Raw genomic sequence first — 18,668 nt, forward strand, 5'->3', positions numbered from 1 at the left:
TACGTTTTTATTCTAAATTTAAGGTTATTTTAAATTCACCAATGTGGGTGTTTTTAGTCTTTAAAGTATATTGAAAGATATAAGTGTTTTCATGGAAATCTTTAAAAGTTCACGCTGTTATACATGGAAGCATAAATTCTTTACCTTTATCGTTAACAACATAATTAAATTCAAATTCTTGCTGATATTTTAAATAAATTGATGAATTACTGGTATGAATGTTGATTAGATCCTCTGAAATTTCAATCATGCTTTTGGTATTTGTGTTTGGTTCATCAAAGACAAATACTTTAAAAGCATCATTATGGTAAGTTTCTACTGGTACAGTAAATTCAATTGTTTTTAATTCATCATTTTGATTAATTAATGATTTAAAATGTATTTTCATTAGTATTGGTTTAGTGACTTAGTTACTGTTTGTTGTCCAAATAGATAAATAGCTTTAGCAAGTTCAGGACCATGTTCCCTAGAAGTAGTTGCCATGCGAAGAGGCATAAATAATTTTTTACCTTTAATGCCTAATAGCTCAGATGTTTGATTAATACAACTTTGGATATTTTCAATTGTAAATTCTTTATTTAATAACAAGTTTTTAAATTTCATAACTACTTTTAATTCATTTTGATCAAATTCAAATTTTGTAATCTTATTTTGTAATAAAATATTTAAATTATCTTTTAATTCATTTAAAGTAGCACAGCTTGATTTATATGTCTCTAAAAATAACTCAATTCAAGCTTGACTTTTTTTAATATCACCTAATTTTAAGTTTGATCATAATTCATAATTACATTGATTTTTAAAATATTGTTTTGAAAATCAAATCATTTTATTAATATCAAATTTGCTAGGGCTTTTGCTTAACCTTGTTTCATCAAATTTGGATATAATTTGCCCTTTGCTAAGAAGTTCTTGACTATCACTAGAAGTTCATCCTAACAAGGTTAAAAAGTTAAAGATAGCTTCAGGTACATAACCTTCATTTTTATAATCTTCTATAAATTGTTTTAGAGATGTATCCCGTTTTGAAAGTTTTTTACCTTCCATATTAGTTATAATTGTTAAATGTCCAAATTGTGGCACTTCTCACCCAAGAGCATTATAAATTGCTATTTGTTTTGGTGTATTGCCAATATGTTCTTCACCTCTTAAAATATGGGTAATTTCCATATCATAATCGTCAACAACTACTGCAAAATTATATGTTGGGTACCCATCAGATTTCATAATGACTCAATCACCAATATCTGATGAATTAAATGAAATTTCACCACGCACAATATCATTTCAAACATACTCAACATTTTCAGGCATTTTAAACCTAATTGAATATTCTCCTTTTGCATCCCTTGCTTCTTTTTCAGCTTCAGAAATTTTTAACCAATTTCGGTTATATCTAAAACTTGGAATTCCTTTAGCAGAACTTTCATCTTTTTGAGCTTGTAATTCTTCACTTGTATCATATGCTTTATAAGCATAACCTTTTGCTAACAAAAGGCTTGATATTTCTTTATACCGATCTAGTTTTTCACTTTGGCGATATGGTCCATATTTTGGATTAGGAACAAGGGGTGATTCATCAGGAATAATTCCAAGCCAGGCAAGATTATTAATTTGTGATTTTTCGCCACCTTCAACATTACGCTTAATATCAGTATCTTCTAACCTAAAGATAAAATCACCATTATAATGTTTTGCAAATAAATAAGCAAATAATGCAGTTCTTGCTCCTCCTATATGTAAATAACCTGTAGGGCTTGGTGCATATCTTGTTCTAACTCTTTTCATAATTAGCTCCTATTATACTAAGTTTAATAATAAACTCCATATCAAACTGGAGTTTATTATTAATTATTTTTTACCTAAAATCTTAAACATATTTGCTTTGTAAACTTCAACACCAGGTTGATCAAAAGGATTAACTCCTAATAAATAAGCTGAAATTGCACAAGCTCTTTCAAAGAACATTACCAATCAACCAAAACTACGTTCGGCAGAATTTTCTAATAAAATATGAATATTTGGCACATTTCCAACTTGCACGTGTGCATCCATAGTCGCTTGAAAGGCTGCATTATTAACAAAATGAACTGTTTTTCCTTCAAGATAATTCAATTTATCTAAATTTTCTTGATCATGTGGAATTATTAAATCATATTCTGGTTTTTGTAATGTAACAATTGTTTCAAATAAAACTTTTGAACCTTCTTGAATAAATTGCCCAAGTGAATGTAAATCTGTTGAAAAAACTGCTGAAGTAGGTAATAATCCTTTACCTTGCTTCCCTTCACTTTCGCCAAATAATTGTTTTCATCATTCATTAAAGTATGCAAAATTTGGTTCATATGACACAAGCATTTCGGCTTGGAACTCTTTACCTAAAAGATAACGAGCAACGGCATATTTATATGCATCATTTGTTTCCAATGAATCTTCTTTGTAAACTAAGTTTGCTTCTTTAGCGCCAGCTAATAATTCATCAATATTTATTCCAGCACATGCCAGTGGGAATAATCCTACCGGTGAAAGCACACTAAAGCGCCCACCAATTGAATCTAAAATTACAAATTTTTGATAATTCTTTTGTGTTGCTAATTCAAACAACGTTCCTTTTTTAAAATCAGTTGTCGCAAAAATTAATTCTGATGCTTTTTGTGTTCCAACTTTTTCTTCTAATAAATTTTTAAAGAATCTAAACGCAATAGCTGGTTCAGTTGTAGTTCCTGATTTTGAAATAACATTAATTGCAAATTTCTTACCAGCCGCATATTTTAAGAGTTGATCCAAGGAACTAGAACTAATCGAAGTCCCCGCAAAGATAACTTCCATTTTGCGCTCTTTTCCAGGGTATAAACCTTGGATAAAATCTAAAGCAGCTTTGGCACCAAGGTATGAACCACCAATTCCAATTACTACTAATAATTCAATTTCTTGTTCATGTAACTTTTTAGCTGCTTGTTTCATATCATTAACTTCAGCTAAATTAATATTTTCAGGTAAATCTTTTCAACCTAAAAAATCTGAACCAAGCGAAGTGAAATTATTCATTGCAGCATTAATTTCACTTACTTTATCTTGGTATTTTAAAATCTTGTTTTGACAAATTGCGTTTTCTAAATTTAAAACTAATCTTCTCATGTTTCCTTCTAATTAAAATTGTTATATGGTTTGTTTATAATGCTTTAATTATAACACTTTATAAAATATAAAATAATACTTAGCAAAATTACTAAGTATTATTTAATTTCATTATTTGTATCATCATTCGGTAGTAAATTTTGTTTGCTTAATTTAGAATTTAATTCTTTTAATTCTGCTAAAATTTGTTCTTCAACTGTGGGAACATGTACTTTTGGTTTTACAGGTTCTTTTGGCTTTTTAGACAAACGGTAATTTTTTATATAAAAATATAAAAATAAAATAACAAATAATAAGCCCGTAACAATAATGAAGTTAATTACTGTTCCTAAAAACTTACCAATGAACATTCCTCCAATTTTTCAGTTTTCTAATTCTTTTTTTCCAATTAATTCTGAAATAGCACTCATAATAATATCATTAGCTAAAGATGATACTACTGCATTAAATACTACCCCAGATAAAAAAGCAACAGCTAAAAAGAAAATATTTCCTTTTTTAATATAATCCATTGCATTTTTAAAGGTTTTTTTTGTTAAATGTTTTTTAATCATGTTGCTCCTTTTTAAGTAACTTTGCTTCTTGCGATCTTACTAAATTTTTTAAATCTTTAATTTCTTTTAAGGTTAATTTACGATATGTACCTATGGGCATTTTGTCAACTGTTATGCCTGCATATTCAATACGTTTTAAATTGAGCACAGTTTTATTAACTAATTTAAATAATTCTTTAACGTGGTGATATGTCCCAACTGATAATACTACTAAATAGGATTTAGGAGTATCTGGAATTGCTAGCACATCTTGTTTACTATATTTTTTATTAATAAAAACTTCTTTATTTAATTCTTTTAATTCGTGCTTTGTTAACGATTCATTCAACCTCGCTCGATACACCCTAAAGATTTGATATTTGGGGTGTAATAATTTATTTGATAATTCTCCATCATTAGTAATTAATAAAACTCCGGTTGTATCATAATCTAAGCGTCCAACTGGAAAAACTTTATATGGGGTATCAATTAAATCAGTAACTAAAGTTCGATTAAAATTATCTTTTAATGAGCAAATAGTTTTAGGTGGTTTATTTAAAACATAATAAACTTTTTCTTCGGGGTGATTAATTAGTTTATTATCAACAAATATTTCATCATTAAATGATGCTTTATCACCAAGGTTTGCAACCATTCCATTAACTTTAATTCGTTTTTGTAAAATAAGTGATTCAGCTTCTCGGCGTGAAGCAACTCCAGATAAAGAGAGAATTTTTTGTATTCTTTGTTTTTCCATTATTTCTCCATATATTTATGATAAATTTTTAATGATTTTTCGTTAAATTGAATTGCTTTAGATAAATTTCATTCATAAGTAATCTTAACTACTTTTGCAAATCCTTTATCTAAATCCTTAAAGCATAATTCACGCACTTTTTGAATACCAGCAAATTTACGCCCAGCACAAATTTTATCGGCGATAAACAAAATTTTATCTAAGATATTCATGTCTATTTTCATTTCTGTATGACAATTTATAGCCTCAATAATTCCAGAATCTTCAAGTAAATAACCATGTTTTGCTCACATTGCAGAGCAATGTTGGTGCAAGAAATGTTTGGGAACTTTTGCATATTCAGGTGCATATTCATTTAAAAAATATCGAGATTCATTTTCACTTCATTCTTTAGCAATATCGTGCATTAAACCCGCTAAATAAGCTTTTTTAGCATCGTATTTATGAGATTTAGCAAGTTCAGCTGCAAAGGTTCCACATGCAATACTATGTTTAGCACGTAATGCACTTAATGAATTATGAATAATTTTTTCTAAATATAGGCCTTTGCTTTGGATATATTTAGCTACTTTGGTATCCACTATATTTAAATAACCTTTTTTGTAATCAGTTGATGAATATTCATAAAGTGGATTATTAAGTAAAATACCACCGTATTTTTTAAGATTTATTTTATTAATTTTTTTAGTACGTTTGACACAAACTATTTGAGTTAATTTGCTAATTAACTCAATATCTTTTCATTTATCTAATTTAGGTAAGTTATCTGACCCAATAATTAAATATAATTCGTCATTTTTATATTTATTTTTTAAATATTTTACAGTATCAATTGTATAACTTACCGTATTACGCTTTATCTCAAAATCACATAGCTCCATTTTATCTTCTAAAACTAAGTTAATCATATTAAGTTTGTCATTTGATGAAATTGTTTTTTGCTTAAAAGGTGAATTGTAAGTTGGCACAATTAATAATTTATCTAAATTAAGCTCATTGATAACATACTTTGCAATTTCAATATGACCTTTGTGAATTGGATCAAAAGAACCACCATAAATTCCTATTTTCATGTTTACTCCTATTTTTTAAAAATTACACTGCCAAGTGGATTATCACCATAGCGATTCTTACGATTTTTAATCTTTTGATAATCAGATAAAGTATAAATTTTATTTGTTTTACTCTTATGTTTTAATTTTGAAATAATGAAATCAATTTGTGAAAGATCTTTAACATCATTAGAGAATAATGAAATTTTTTCATAGTTATTATAACTTTCACTAAGACCAGAAATACGAACCCCAATACCAAGAATTTCTTTATCTAAAAAGTATTTTTGATAAAGAAAATATGCTTGTTTTTTTATATCTTGGTATTTAAAAATATTAAAGTCTAATTGTTTATTTTTTGACACTCAGTTTTTTGTTGGCATCCGCACAACTAATGTAATTAAATTACCCACTTTTTCATATAGATTTAATCGGTTACTAACTTTTTGAATCATTTTGTTTAATGCATTGTAAATAATCAATTCGTCTCTAGTAGAATTTCCAAAAGTTACTTCATTACCAATTCCTTTTAACGTTTCTTCTATTGATACATCATCTTGTAAATCAATATTTAAAGCATCGTAATATTTAAAAGTGGTTGTTCCTAAAACTGATTTTAAAAGCGGATTAGATAAATCAAAATCATAAAAATCTTTAATTTTATAAATTCCAATTTTATTTAATTTAGTTGCAAGTTTTGCCCCAATTCCATGGAATTTAATAATATCTAAATCAAAGAATTTTTCTTGATAATTGTCTTTATTTGTCAAACCAACTCCAAAGGGTTTGGAAATATTTGTTGTCATTTTTGCATAAAATTTATTAAAAGAAATTCCAACGGTAACAGGTATTTTAAATTTTTCTAAAACATCCTTTTGAATTTCTTTGGCAATTTTTAGTGCGGTTTCATCATTAGCAATTGTATCTTCCTCAAAATAAATATAGCATTCATCAATAGATGCGATTTGTAATTTAGCTAAGTATTTATTACGTAAATATTCAAAAATAGCACTTGAAAGAGTATTATATAAATCATAGCGGGAAGCAACTACCGCAGTCTTTGGTTCAATATTTTTGATTTCGTAAATTTTTTGTCCAGATTTACAACCAAGCACACGCAATTCATAACTAATTGATTCAGCCACAGCGTGAACTGCATTTTTTGCTATGGCAACAGGTTTATTATTTAATTCAGGATAAATGGTTCTAATCGCACTAACGAAAAAACTGTCAAAATCGACATGAAAAATATAACTATAACGTTTTTTCAAATTCTTCCTTAATGGCATTGGCTGTTAATAAACTACATGATAATCTGCTAAGGTGTTTTTTAACATTAAAAAACACTCATAAAGATTCTAAAGGTTTTAATTCTTCATTAGAATATTTTGAAGGATCATTTAAAAATTTTTCATATAAGTTTATCACATTGATTATTTTTTCTTTAGATTTATTTATTAATGTTTTTAATAATATATCTGTTGAGGCTATAAAAATAGCACAGCCATGGCCATCAAATTTTGCATTTATTAAAACATCATTATTCCAAGTTAGTTCAAGCTCTAATTTATCAGAACAAGTATTTGAATAATAGGTATTTGTCCCTTCACTAACTTTAGATTTGAATAAAGGATTCTTATAATGTTCCATAATTATTTCGCGTGCTTTATTTGGATTAAAAAGCATAAAAATCACCTCCATGTTCTAATTCATAAACTAATTTATCAATATCCTCATATGTATTATAAATGCCTAATGAAATTCTTAAATATGAATATTCACTATGCAAATTACGTAAGTATTGTGCACAAAAAATTCCAGAAATAGTATAGATATTTTTAGATCCTAAATAAGTAGCAACATCTTGGGGGGTTATCCCCTTAACATTAATTAGACAAATGTAATCCCCAGGTTTTGAAAAAATTTCAATATTACTTAACTTACTTAATTTATCATGTAAATACATTGATAAATTAAGTAATATTTCTTGAGTTTTTTGATAACCAATACTCTTAAAAAACTCAAGCGATTGATCAAACATATATATACCAGCTAAATCGGGAGTACCTGGTTCAAAAGCACTGATATGCTTTTTTAATTTTCATTCTAAATCATCTTTTACCTCAACCACACTCCCACCACCATATTTAGCAGGTGATAATTGACTTAATAAATCATCTTTAATTATTAAAAGACCAAGACCAGTAGGACCATAAAATTTATTAGTACTAAAAACAATTATGTCACAAAATTTAATGCTAACTTGATAATGACTAATAGCTTGTGCTGCATCATTTAAAACATAAGCATCTTTGGATTTTGCTAATTTATAAATTAAGTTTAAATCAAAATCTTTTGCAAAATTATTGGTTTCTTGGCTATATGAAACTAATTTTATATTATTATATTTTTTTAAGTCAGAAACTAAATCAATGCTCATGATTATCTTTGATTTAGTTTCCTTTGCAATTTCAATTCATGGAATAATGTTTGAGGAATGGTTGTATGCGCTTAATAATATTATGTCATGAGGTTTTAATAACCGACCAAACATTCTTGCAAACAAATTAACTGATTCAGTAGTTCCGCTTGTAAAAATCACTTCAGTTTTTTTAGCATCAACTAATTTGGCAATTTTTTCCCTGACATCGTTAATCTTTTGGTTAATAAATGAGCCAAGTGGAGTGTCCGCAGTTCTTGAAGAAATTGACTTAGAAAGATAAAATTCATTTAAAGCTTTAATAGCACAAAGTGGTTTTAAAACTAGTGCTGCGCTATCAAAATATGTTAACTCTTTCAAGATAGGAAATTGATCACGAATATCTTGATTCATTATAAAGTATTCCTTAAAATGATTCTAAGCTGTGTATTATAATTATCTAATTCTTTAATTTGATTTAAAAAAGCATAGTAAAAATTACGTTTTTGGTGGTTAAACTCAATTAAATTTCGTTTGGATGATAAATCAACTTCAGTTTCAATTCTACCTCATAATAAGTTATTATTACCAACTTGGTGGTAAATATAAAAACATAAAAAATTATGTAAAATCTCTTTATCCATATTTTGGGTAATATATTTCTCAAAAAGCGAATAAAGATGATTGATAAAACCATTAAGTTTAAAATGCACCTTAGGATGCAAATCAAACGTTACATTTTTTACAGCTGAGTTAAAGATTTTTAAATCAATAAAGGCTTGGATGATATTACAAAGTCGTTTTTTTAATCTTTGAAAATAAATCAACTGAATTAAATTCATTTATTTAGAAACAGATTCAAGTTTAATTAAGAATTTATAAAAATTTTCTAATAAACCATTAACAAATTTATAAATTCTATTTTCAAGCAATTCTTTGCCATTTTTTTCAGGCATACTAAAAAACAACTTTGTAATAATAACAGCTTCACTAATCACAATCTTTGGATCTAAACTTCAAAACTCATTTGCTCCGCTAATTAAAATAGCTTTAACTAACGGGCTAATTCTATCTCACTCTCACTCTAAATTAATTAACTTTTTATAAACATCAATGATAAAGTGGTATCTTTCTTGAATTTCATGCAATTTAGTAATTTGCTGCAATGTTAATTTTTGGTTATTTTGGGCAATTAACTTTGCATCTATATTTTGTTCTAAAAGTTCGCAAGTATAAATTTCTGAAATAACTTCAATTCTTTGCTCTCGCATACTTTTTTGTTTCGTACGTTTCAATATTCCTCCTGTTATTATAAATATATAATATATATTATATATTAAACTTTATATATTAGTAAAAAAAGTAGTATCACTAAGCCCAGGCTGTCCAATGACAACTATTTAGGTCCATATATAAATCCCTTGGAAAGTGAACTAATTTAATTAAAATATGGTATAAATTATTTATGATATTTAAACATAACATAGATAAGTACAAAAACTTAACAAACTACGAACTAAAAAAACAGCAATCTCTCATATTAATTGCTGCAAATATTGAAAAATCTTTATCTCAACTTAGTTTAATTACAAAGCTCAGTGTATCAACTGTAAAAAGATATAAAAAAATAATAAAAAGTAATCAAGAAATTAACATCAGTCATAAAAATAAAAATCAACAAAGAAGTTGCAAAGTTACCGATTCAGAAATTGAATTAGTGTTTAAAGATTATTTAAAAACATGTGAAGTTATTTTAAATAGTGCTCTAACAAATAACCAACTTTCGTTTAAAAGTTATTATTATTCAGAATATGGTTCTTTTATAAGGCAAAAAATTTCTTACAAAACTTTGGTAAGAAGATTCAACTAATTAGGATTATTTAATATACATACAACCAAAAGAGGAAGAAAAATAGCAAAATTATCAAAGAAGAAAACTTCACAAGAGACAACATTGCTATTAAAAAAATATTATAAACAAATTAAACAAAATGAAAAACAAAGACAAGTTTTGGGTCTAAAGAAAAATTTAGAATTTGGTGAAATTGTTGAAATCGATGCTCAGCTTGAACCATATTTAAAAAATAATAAACCATTCTATCTTTATCATGCAATTGATGTTGCCACTGGAACATTATTAGCAGCATGATTTGAAGAACAAGAAACAACATTAGGATATCAAAGAGTGTTAGAAATAGTATTTAAGAAATATGGATTTCCAAAGAAAATTTATACTGATAAAAGAAGAACTTTTTGGGGAAACGAAAACGCACAAACAATTTTTGAAAAAGATTTAAATAAAAAAGGAATAGAAGTACTCAGTTCTTCTAATCCTAAACATAAACCACACGTTGAGAGATCTTTTAGAACATCATTAGACCAATACCCATTATTAATTCATGAAAACGGATATAAAGATATTAATGATTTAAAGCAAAATAATGAAGTATTTCAAAATTATTACAACACGAGGAATAAAAAAATAATTTCTAAACATAATGTTTTTCAAAAAGAAGGAAAGAAAAACGGCAATTGAGCCGTTGATTTAGAGATTAATAGAAAAGTTTTAAATGGCGTTGTTAGATATCAAGGTCAAAACCTTGCAGCCTTCGATATGCATGACAAAAGGATTATATTTCCTTATAATTCTGATGTTGTGTTAGTACATTCTTCTGATGATAATTTGTATTTTAAATATAATGGAAAAAAATACTTTGCCAAAGAACCTACTGGAAAATATCTAAGCTTTACAGAAATGTGAGCTCTTGAAAAAGGTTTAGATTATTCTATCCCTGCCGTTGGAAAACTAGCATTTATCCACAAGAAAACAAACTCATTTTTTAAAACTCTTGAATTATATATCTCAAAGTTTAATAGAGTATCTGTGAATGCACAAGGAAATATCCTTGAAGCCAATAAGATTATGGCTGAGTATTTAGAGATACTTAGAACATTACACAGGAGCATCAATGATGAAATAAAAATTGATGCATATTAATTTTAATATTTTTTTATTAAAAAAGAAAATAATAAAAATAGAAAACACGGGCCCGTGTTTTCTGGGAGTTTTGCTTACTTTTTCAAAAGTAAGGCCCCCCTTGATTACAATCAAGGGCGGGGGGTTAAAAATCTTTTTGCTGCATTTTGAAATTTTGTAGTTAATTTAACAATATACATAATTATGTTCTGGTTTTTTAAACAGTAAAAACATCAAAAAATATATAAATTTTCCAATTTAATTGCCAAAGAAGAAAAAAATTTTTTGGTTTGTTTTTTCATTATCTTTTTTTGTAACAAAAGCATCATAATATAAATCAAAAAATAAAAAAAAGATTAACCCCAACAGTCTGGGTAGACAGGGAAGAAATATTCGGACAAAATCCGAATATTTTTAATATAAAGAAAAAGAGGTACTTATGAGACATTTAAAGACTAAAGAATGAATCAAAATTTTTGACTTATACGATAAATACTTGAACCTGGGAATAACCAAAGCAGAATTTGAAAATTTCTGTTTTGACATCAGAAAAGCATACTGAAATAAAGAATCAATGAAAAATATGTTAAAGAAAAGAAAACTGTATAATTTAAATATGAACATAGAATCACAAAGCGGTAAATCACCCAAGAAAGATAAAGGTGTTGGGAGAAAGAAAAAGAAAGTTCTCGATTATACATGAATTAATACTCTTAAAGATGATGAAAAAGATGCAGTTATAAAATACTACTATCGAATTTTTAATGAAAATAATATTGATGCAGATATTAAAAATATTAAAGAAATTGAAAATCTTTCATCAAAATACAAGGCAAAAATTTTTTTAATAGCAAGATCCACATATTATGAGAAATTGAAAGATAACAACAAGGCTAAAGAGATAAATGTCAAACACAAAGAAATAATTTTTAAAAGTTTTGTCGAAAATAAAGAAAGGTATGGACGAAGGAGGCTTGCTAAATATATTTTCCAAGAATATAATATTCAAATAAATCCTAGAACCCTTGGGAATTATATGAAAAAACTTAATTTAAAAACATTTGTTAGACAAAAACGTAAAAACAAAGAATCTAAAAATACTTGTGTTAAAGTGCCTGATTTAGTAAAACGAGATTATAATTCAATCAACAATAATATATATGCAACAGACGTGACCTACATACCAGCACCAAAAGACATTGAGCAAAATCATATTTATTTATCCGCAATTATCGACCATAAAACTAAGTTTGTGACCTATGAATTATCACTTAGAAATGATACCGAACTAATTTTGAATAATATCAGTAATACAAAATTCAAAAAAAATTTTATTTTACATTCTGACCATGGATCCGCTTATTCGTCGGTTGAATATACTAAAAAAATAGAATTGCTAAAAGGTAAAATATCAATGTCAAGAATTGGCAATAGTCTAGACAACCGTGAAATTGAATATTTCTTTTCAATTCTTAAAAGCGAGATTTTTCCAAATTTTGATCAAACCTGTAAAAGGCTTACTTTTATTGAATTATCAAAAAAAATCAAAGAATTTATAAACTGATATAATTATAAAAGAATAAGATAAAAAAACCTTCCCCAACCATACCATTTGGCTTAGCCAAATGGTATGGTTGGGGAAGGTAAAACTGTCCGAAAAAAAATTCCCAGTTTAGGGCAGTAAATTAAAAAAAGTAGTGCAAAAAATTAGTTATTCTACATGTTTTTATACATTCTTCTTAAGTATATTAAACAAAAATGTAACTTATGTTTGTAAAAATTGTGTGAGTATTATTAATAAAAAATTACAGGAGGGATTATAGCAAACCCCTAAAATTAGACTAAAAATTAATTTAGGATCGATGCCTATATCCTAAAGGTGTAGTCATTTTAATTTTGTAATAATTTATATACTTATGTATTACTTCTTCTTATTTTCTTGCTCTGTTCTTTGTTCAACCAAGGCTCTCAATTTTTTAAGGAGATCTAACTCCATTTTTAATTTTGCTCTTTCTTCTTCAAGTGCTTTAATTTTGGCTTGTGTTTTATCTAGTTTTGGTTTGTTATTCTTTTGTATGGTCATGGGGGATCTACCTTTCGTTTTGTTTATAATATCATTATACCCGAATAATTGATATTTTTTTACTCAAGAAAGAATTATGCTAATATTAATTAGTAGCTCAGATCCAATGCTTAGATAGGATCTCCCTTTTAAAATTTGGTTTACAATATCAAATTTACAGTCTGCACTATATTTTGTCCAGCTTTTTCTTTCTTTGAATGATTCTAATCCATGCTGGCGGTACTGGCGAATTGTGGTATTAATTGTTGTTTTAGTATCGCGGAATATCTCACCCATATTACTATAGATTTCGCCAGAATGATATAGCTTTATAATCTTCAGTTTATCTTCTAATCTTAATTTCATAATAAAAACCCCCTCAAGTTTTACCAATTTGTTTGGTCCAACTTTTGGGGTTCACTATATTTTTAGTATTAATTTTTCATTCAACACGCCTGGTTAATTATACATTTTATACATGTAATTTTTTCCGACAAGGAAAATTTATGAGAATTTATTTAAAAATTTATTTTTGTATCAATCAGCGATTTCATTTCTGAACTCAAGAGTTGTGGTATTGACGTCGCGCAACATAAACCTATATTTTACTGCAAAATCCTTTTTAATTAAGAATACTTCTCAAATACGAGATGGATCAGGTAAGTAAACAGTAGGTGCTACAATTTCTGACGGATCAGGTGCATGATAGAATCCTAAATAAGTTATTGTTACTTCTTTGTCATCATAAATAGGGATTATAAATCCACCATCAGTGTTTTTATAGTTCCCTGATACTTTTTTAATAAAAATATCATTTTCGTTTAAAATCTCATAGACATCTTGATTATTTAAATATAATTCTTCAAATAATTTTTTAATCTGTGAATTTTGATTAAAATCATTAGATTTATTCAGTTCTTTAAACCTTTGTACAATATAGGTATCAAACTGGTCTTTTGTAGTTATTCTTATATATTGTGCTTCTAATCTTCTTTCGTTTTCAATGTCCTCTAAATAAGGAGGATAGTTATTAAAAAATGTTATATTAAATGTGCCCTTTCGTTCTTGTTTGTATTGTTCTTTAATTGTTTCTTGGTCCTCCTCCAATCATTCTTTTGGTGAAAAAACTCCAGTTTTTGTAAAGGGCTCATATATCCTGAACATAACTTCATACATTTCTTGCAGTTCTTTAATAAGTTCTTCTTCTTTATTTGGTGCGGGATCACCTATTTTATCCTCTACTTTTTTTGGTTCATGAGTTTGTGATGTTTGGACATCTTTTTTATCATTAATATTATTTTTTAAAATTGGGATTTCTGGCATCTTTTCTTCTAAAGGTTTATTTTGAGTTTTTTTATCTTTACTTGGATCTGGTTTAAAAGGCTCTTTAATTACTTGTGGTTCCTTTAAGTTACACGCAAAAGCAAGCAATGGTATTGAGATATATGTAGATAATAATAATTTTTTAATAATCTTCATCACGTACCACATGCGTTACTGCGACAATATCATCTACTGAATGCTTGAATGAACTTTCAGATAGTTTTCTTACTGTATATCTATAAATTCCATTTTCAGGGACTTTATATTCAATTAATTCATCATTAGTCACAATTGTAACTATGCTTTCGGCAGTTTTCCAGATTCCATTTGGTTCTTGTTTTTCTAGAATTAAGTCATAGTCAGAAAATCACCTATTATTTTGTTGTTTTTTTGCTTCTTCTTTTTTAAGTCACAAATAAGCATTGTGAGTCTTTGGGTTGTTAGATTCATACCTTGTATCAAAGGCACCTATTGGCTCTCTTGATTCAATATAACGAGATAAAGCAAATCTACTTATTTTATCTTCCCAATAGTTGTTATTTGTTAAAGAATAATATGATTGCATTGGGTCAACTTTTAACATTCCTGCATTAAAAGTTCAAGAACTCGATATTTTAATAGTTTGACCCTTTCGAAGCTCAAGACGTTCACTTGCTAATACATAAGTGCCTGATTTTGTCGTTGGAGTAATTTGTGCAGCTTTATGGTTATTAGCAGCTTGTAACATTGCTTTAAAATCAACAGTACCATCACCATATTTTTGCTCATAACCACTAAATTTATATTTTAAACCTTCACCTTTTGGACTAATTGCAGAAGCAGATAAAATAGCTTTTACAATTGGAACCCTATTATCACTATTTTTTATCCCTTCGTTATATTTAAATAAGTTTGAAATTAACCCAGTTACCACAGGAGCGGCATAACTAGTGCCATTATAATAGTTATTAACATTATAAACAGGGTTATAAAACTGTGCAGGAGCAACAAATAATGGTTTAGAGATATCTTTGAATTCATCGGTTATTCTATAATTAGAATATTCAGCTATTGCATTATATTTTAAATTCTTTTTTGTAGCATTGTCATCAAGTGCACCTACGATAATTGAATTAAATGATAATTGCGTACCCGTAATTAAGTGTTCATCATCTTTTCCATCATTACTTGCTGCAAAAACATTTATTACTCCATATTTACGCGATATATAGTCTAAGAAATATGCGTTTTCGTCATAACCAGCTAAATATCCAGGCCGAATTTCTCTTTTACCATTTTTTTCTCAGTACATAGTATATCCATAACTATGGTTTATTAATCTTATACCATCATCTTTAACCATTTTTTCGATTGCGGGGATTCAGTTGCTATCTAATTTATTAAATGTATGCAAATATATTTTTGAAGATCGATCTATTCCATACTCTCCACCTGCAATCATTGATACCATGGTTGAATGAGTTTTTTTCTTGTTGGATTTTTCTGCATTTAGATCATTAATTTCAATGCCATTTTTAAAATATTTTTGGTAATTTTTGTCAAATGGATGTGTTCAAGATTCTAATATTCCAATTTTGTTTACCTCAGAATTACCCAAATAATCCTGGACATTAACAATATTTACATTTTTATTTACTGAATCAATATATTCTTGAAAGAATGGATCAATATTAAGATTATAATATACGAGACCTTTATCTTTTAATGGCGGCTCAAGCTCTAGAGGTGGTTCATCAATTGGTTTGAGTGGATCGCGATAGTTTGATTCAATATTGTCGTTATTTTCAAAAATAATAAATTTATAAATTTCTTTTCAACTCTTTAGTTTTTGCACAAAGTCTTGACGTTCTTGTTCAGTTTCGAAATAAAACCAAACAATGGGCATCATTGTAGACTTTTCCATTGTTTTGTATATTAAATTATTTTTATTGACTTTATTTATAAACTCGTTGTTAAATTTGCTTATAAATTCTTCATTTTCTGTTTCAAAACCAGGGTTTAACAATAATTTAAGTTCAAAATTATTGTTAAGAGGTACTAAAACTGCTTCATTGTTTTGGTTTAAAGAAATTCTTGCACCCTGACCCCTAACTTCAAACTTTTTGTTATCTAAGTTATCATACCAATTTATTGATTGATTTTTTTGTTTCTTTGCTGTTGAAACTGTAAAAGTCAGCACCATGATACCAAGAGGTAATACTGATAAAGTAATTAATTTTTTCAATTTTTTGTAATATATTTTTTTCATAATTAAATTATACCATATTTGCTGCTTTTATAATTGTATATTTCTAAACATATTAAACTAAAAAATAGTAACAAAACCTTTTTTAGTTTTTTTATTGTAAATAATTAAAAAAAATGTATATTTTATAATATGAAAAATTTAGTTATAGTGGAGTCACCAAATAAAGTTTCCACAATTCAAAAATACCTCGGAAGTAATTATAAAGTTATAGCTTCTGTTGGTCATTTCTTAAAAATGAAAACAGACGGTCAATATAGTTTGGGAATTGATTTAGAATCATGAGAGCCAAAATATTCATTAGATCGTACTAAAACTAAAATAGTTAATGCAATTAAAAAAGAATTAAAGGACTCCGATTTTGTATATATTGCAACTGACCCAGACCGCGAGGGAGAAGGGATTGGAAACCATTTAGTAAGCTATTTTAAAATTGAAAACTTCAAAAGAATTAAATATAATGAAATTACTAAAGATGCAATTATAAAAGCAATCCAAAACCCTGTTGATTTAAATCAAGGTTTAATTGATGCTCAAAAATCTCGAAGAATGCTTGATCGTATTATTGGTTTTCGGCTATCAAATTTAATGAAAGCCAAATTTAAAAATTCGCCAGGTATTCCTACAGCTGGGCGTGTTCAATCAATTGCACTTAAGTTAGTAGTCGATCGTGAACGTGAAATACAAAATTTTATTCCTGAAGAATACTTTATGTTAAATGCTAAATTAGAAAATAACCCGCTTTTAACATATTATTACAATCCAAATAACCCATCTGATCGAAAAGGTTGAATTTTATCAAGTGAAATAAATGAAATTAAAAAACATTTTGAAACAGCTCCCAAAACTTTACTAGTTGAAAATATTAATGTATCACAACGAAAAGTTAGTGCCATAAGTCCATTAAAGCAAGCTGCATTATATAGGAAAAGTCCATATTCTGCCGCATCTACTCAAGGCATCTTACAAAAACTATTAAATGGAAATGTCACATGCAAGATTTTTTGCATGTGACATTGTTTTTGTCTGCCTTGTAATAAAATAGTTGTATTAATAATTTTTAAAAAATGAAAGGAGACTTTAAAATTATATGAAAAATTTAGAAAAATATATTTGTGTTTTTGACAAATATCAAAAAGAAAATAAATATCAACATTTTAAAATCGAAGAGAATCATAATACTATCTTGAAAATGCAAGGGGCACTTGGGACACAACGAAAATTACGATCAGATCAAATCGATCTAGAGCAACTTTATAATATTTTACAAGAACTTTCTGAAGGCTTCTCAATCCAAGAAGTAGCCAAGATTTTTGATAGAGACATTCGAAGTATAAAAAGCAAAATTAAAATTATTACAAATCGCAGACCACTTAGTTTAGATAAACACAATCGCTATGTTTGTCCTAGGTGTTCAAAAAGAGTAATGCGTGTTAAAACCCTTAATTTTACCAAACTATACGAACATTTATTAGGCTATTCATTTTCTCGACTCTTTTTTGTAAGTGATGCAATTAAAGAGAAATGAAAGGCCTACAGAAAATATTGGTATAGTGAGCTTAATACATACAATAAAAATAGAAATAAAAAGAATTTGCAGCAAAAAGAAGTTAAGAAATCAGTTACCTATCTTGTGAATTCTTTTAAAAAATTATCCCCTGATGAATTTGCTCCTTCACCTAGTACAATTTATAAAATAATTAAAAAATACCCTTATTTCCTTGATTTTGACCATATTGTTAAAAAATCTGAAGGCAAATATGGCATTAGGAAGAAAAAACAAACCAAACCTAAAACATTAAAATATGCAACAGAAATTTCAAAGCGTCCAGCTTATATTAATGATCGCTCTGAACATGGTCATTTTGAATTAGACACTGTTATTGGCAAAATCAATGATGCATATTGTATTGTGGCCATAATTGAACGGCAAACTCGAATATCTTATGCTATGCTTTCAAAACGTAACTCCAAAGCTATCAAACAAACTCCTATCAAACTAATCAAGAAACACAACTTAGAGATTAAAACTTTAACAGTTGATAATGGTATTAAATGGAAATGTCACATGCAAGTTTTTTTGCATGTGACATTGTTTTTGTCTGCCTTGTAATAAAATAGTTGTATGAATAAATTTTAAAAAAATGAAAGGAGACTTTAAA

Annotated in this window: 19 protein-coding genes; 5 read left to right on the top strand and 14 right to left on the bottom strand. The window is 27.4% G+C overall.

The features are described from left to right. Positions 1 to 7 precede the first annotated feature (7 nt). The 11 genes from AC0B4T_RS03360 to AC0B4T_RS03410 all read right to left on the bottom strand — a co-directional run bounded on the left by AC0B4T_RS03360 (position 8) and on the right by AC0B4T_RS03410 (position 9,194). Entirely contained in the window at positions 8 to 388 is a 381-nt protein-coding gene (locus AC0B4T_RS03360) for a DUF1934 family protein (RefSeq protein WP_465103125.1), read from the bottom strand. Then, positions 388 to 1,788, bottom strand: coding sequence for a glutamate--tRNA ligase (gene gltX, locus AC0B4T_RS03365; protein ID WP_465103126.1), 1,401 nt, complete (start codon positions 1,786 to 1,788; stop codon positions 388 to 390). The genes AC0B4T_RS03360 and gltX overlap by 1 nt, the downstream gene beginning before the upstream one ends. A 63-nt stretch (positions 1,789 to 1,851) precedes the next feature. Then, complete coding sequence (locus tag AC0B4T_RS03370; RefSeq protein WP_465103127.1) at positions 1,852 to 3,138, bottom strand: glucose-6-phosphate isomerase; 1,287 nt, start codon at positions 3,136 to 3,138, stop codon at positions 1,852 to 1,854. A 98-nt stretch (positions 3,139 to 3,236) separates the two neighbouring features. Next, entirely contained in the window at positions 3,237 to 3,692 is a 456-nt protein-coding gene (locus AC0B4T_RS03375; protein WP_465103128.1) for an MscL family protein, read from the bottom strand. Further along, positions 3,685 to 4,428, bottom strand: coding sequence for a pseudouridine synthase (locus tag AC0B4T_RS03380; protein WP_465103129.1), 744 nt, complete (start codon positions 4,426 to 4,428; stop codon positions 3,685 to 3,687). The genes AC0B4T_RS03375 and AC0B4T_RS03380 overlap by 8 nt, the downstream gene beginning before the upstream one ends. After that, positions 4,428 to 5,501 carry a nicotinate-nucleotide adenylyltransferase gene (locus AC0B4T_RS03385; protein WP_465103130.1) on the bottom strand — a complete coding sequence of 358 codons (1,074 nt, stop codon included), beginning with the start codon at positions 5,499 to 5,501 and terminating at the stop codon, positions 4,428 to 4,430. Before AC0B4T_RS03385 ends, AC0B4T_RS03380 begins: the two co-directional genes overlap by 1 nt. Positions 5,502 to 5,509: 8 nt before the next feature. Continuing rightward, the gene (locus tag AC0B4T_RS03390) at positions 5,510 to 6,751 is read right to left on the bottom strand and encodes a Y-family DNA polymerase (protein ID WP_465103131.1); all 1,242 of its coding nucleotides are present in this window, start codon (positions 6,749 to 6,751) and stop codon (positions 5,510 to 5,512) included. Then, positions 6,735 to 7,166 (bottom strand): iron-sulfur cluster assembly scaffold protein, encoded by a 432-nt coding sequence (locus AC0B4T_RS03395; RefSeq protein WP_465103132.1) that lies wholly within the window; start codon positions 7,164 to 7,166, stop codon positions 6,735 to 6,737. The genes AC0B4T_RS03390 and AC0B4T_RS03395 overlap by 17 nt, the downstream gene beginning before the upstream one ends. Then, the gene (locus AC0B4T_RS03400) at positions 7,156 to 8,313 is read right to left on the bottom strand and encodes an aminotransferase class V-fold PLP-dependent enzyme (RefSeq protein WP_465103133.1); all 1,158 of its coding nucleotides are present in this window, start codon (positions 8,311 to 8,313) and stop codon (positions 7,156 to 7,158) included. The genes AC0B4T_RS03395 and AC0B4T_RS03400 overlap by 11 nt, the downstream gene beginning before the upstream one ends. After that, on the bottom strand, positions 8,313 to 8,741 hold the full coding sequence (locus AC0B4T_RS03405; RefSeq protein WP_465103134.1) for a hypothetical protein: 429 nt from the start codon (positions 8,739 to 8,741) through the stop codon (positions 8,313 to 8,315). Before AC0B4T_RS03405 ends, AC0B4T_RS03400 begins: the two co-directional genes overlap by 1 nt. Further along, positions 8,742 to 9,194 (bottom strand): transcription antitermination factor NusB, encoded by a 453-nt coding sequence (locus AC0B4T_RS03410; protein WP_465101275.1) that lies wholly within the window; start codon positions 9,192 to 9,194, stop codon positions 8,742 to 8,744. Between the two features lie 170 nt (positions 9,195 to 9,364). Between AC0B4T_RS03410 and AC0B4T_RS03415 the strand changes: the two genes are divergently transcribed. From AC0B4T_RS03415 to AC0B4T_RS03425, 3 genes are all read left to right on the top strand, one after another. Then, complete coding sequence (locus AC0B4T_RS03415) at positions 9,365 to 9,769, top strand: hypothetical protein (protein WP_465103135.1); 405 nt, start codon at positions 9,365 to 9,367, stop codon at positions 9,767 to 9,769. Between the two features lie 84 nt (positions 9,770 to 9,853). Next, positions 9,854 to 10,897, top strand: a complete 1,044-nt coding sequence (locus tag AC0B4T_RS03420; RefSeq protein WP_465103136.1) for a transposase family protein — start codon at positions 9,854 to 9,856, stop codon at positions 10,895 to 10,897. Between the two features lie 418 nt (positions 10,898 to 11,315). After that, positions 11,316 to 12,464 carry an IS3 family transposase gene (locus tag AC0B4T_RS03425; RefSeq protein WP_465103137.1) on the top strand — a complete coding sequence of 383 codons (1,149 nt, stop codon included), beginning with the start codon at positions 11,316 to 11,318 and terminating at the stop codon, positions 12,462 to 12,464. 333 nt (positions 12,465 to 12,797) lie between these two features. Here AC0B4T_RS03425 and AC0B4T_RS03430 read toward each other — a convergent pair whose 3' ends face one another. The 3 genes from AC0B4T_RS03430 to AC0B4T_RS03440 form a co-directional block, all read right to left on the bottom strand. Further along, positions 12,798 to 13,304, bottom strand: coding sequence for a transposase (locus tag AC0B4T_RS03430; RefSeq protein ID WP_465103138.1), 507 nt, complete (start codon positions 13,302 to 13,304; stop codon positions 12,798 to 12,800). Between the two features lie 138 nt (positions 13,305 to 13,442). Then, positions 13,443 to 14,417 (bottom strand): hypothetical protein, encoded by a 975-nt coding sequence (locus tag AC0B4T_RS03435; RefSeq protein ID WP_465103139.1) that lies wholly within the window; start codon positions 14,415 to 14,417, stop codon positions 13,443 to 13,445. Continuing rightward, positions 14,404 to 16,509 (bottom strand): S8 family serine peptidase, encoded by a 2,106-nt coding sequence (locus AC0B4T_RS03440; protein ID WP_465103140.1) that lies wholly within the window; start codon positions 16,507 to 16,509, stop codon positions 14,404 to 14,406. The genes AC0B4T_RS03435 and AC0B4T_RS03440 overlap by 14 nt, the downstream gene beginning before the upstream one ends. Positions 16,510 to 16,638: 129 nt before the next feature. On the opposite strand from AC0B4T_RS03440, the gene AC0B4T_RS03445 reads away from it, so the two are divergent. Both AC0B4T_RS03445 and AC0B4T_RS03450 read left to right on the top strand, forming a co-directional pair. Beyond that, a complete protein-coding gene (locus AC0B4T_RS03445) occupies positions 16,639 to 17,652 on the top strand; it encodes a DNA topoisomerase (protein WP_465103141.1) in 1,014 nt (337 codons plus the stop codon). Then, entirely contained in the window at positions 17,597 to 18,619 is a 1,023-nt protein-coding gene (locus AC0B4T_RS03450) for an IS30 family transposase (RefSeq protein ID WP_465103142.1), read from the top strand. The genes AC0B4T_RS03445 and AC0B4T_RS03450 overlap by 56 nt, the downstream gene beginning before the upstream one ends. Positions 18,620 to 18,668: the final 49 nt, after the last annotated feature.

The sequence above is a fragment of the Mycoplasma sp. 10961 genome, assembly GCF_055523525.1.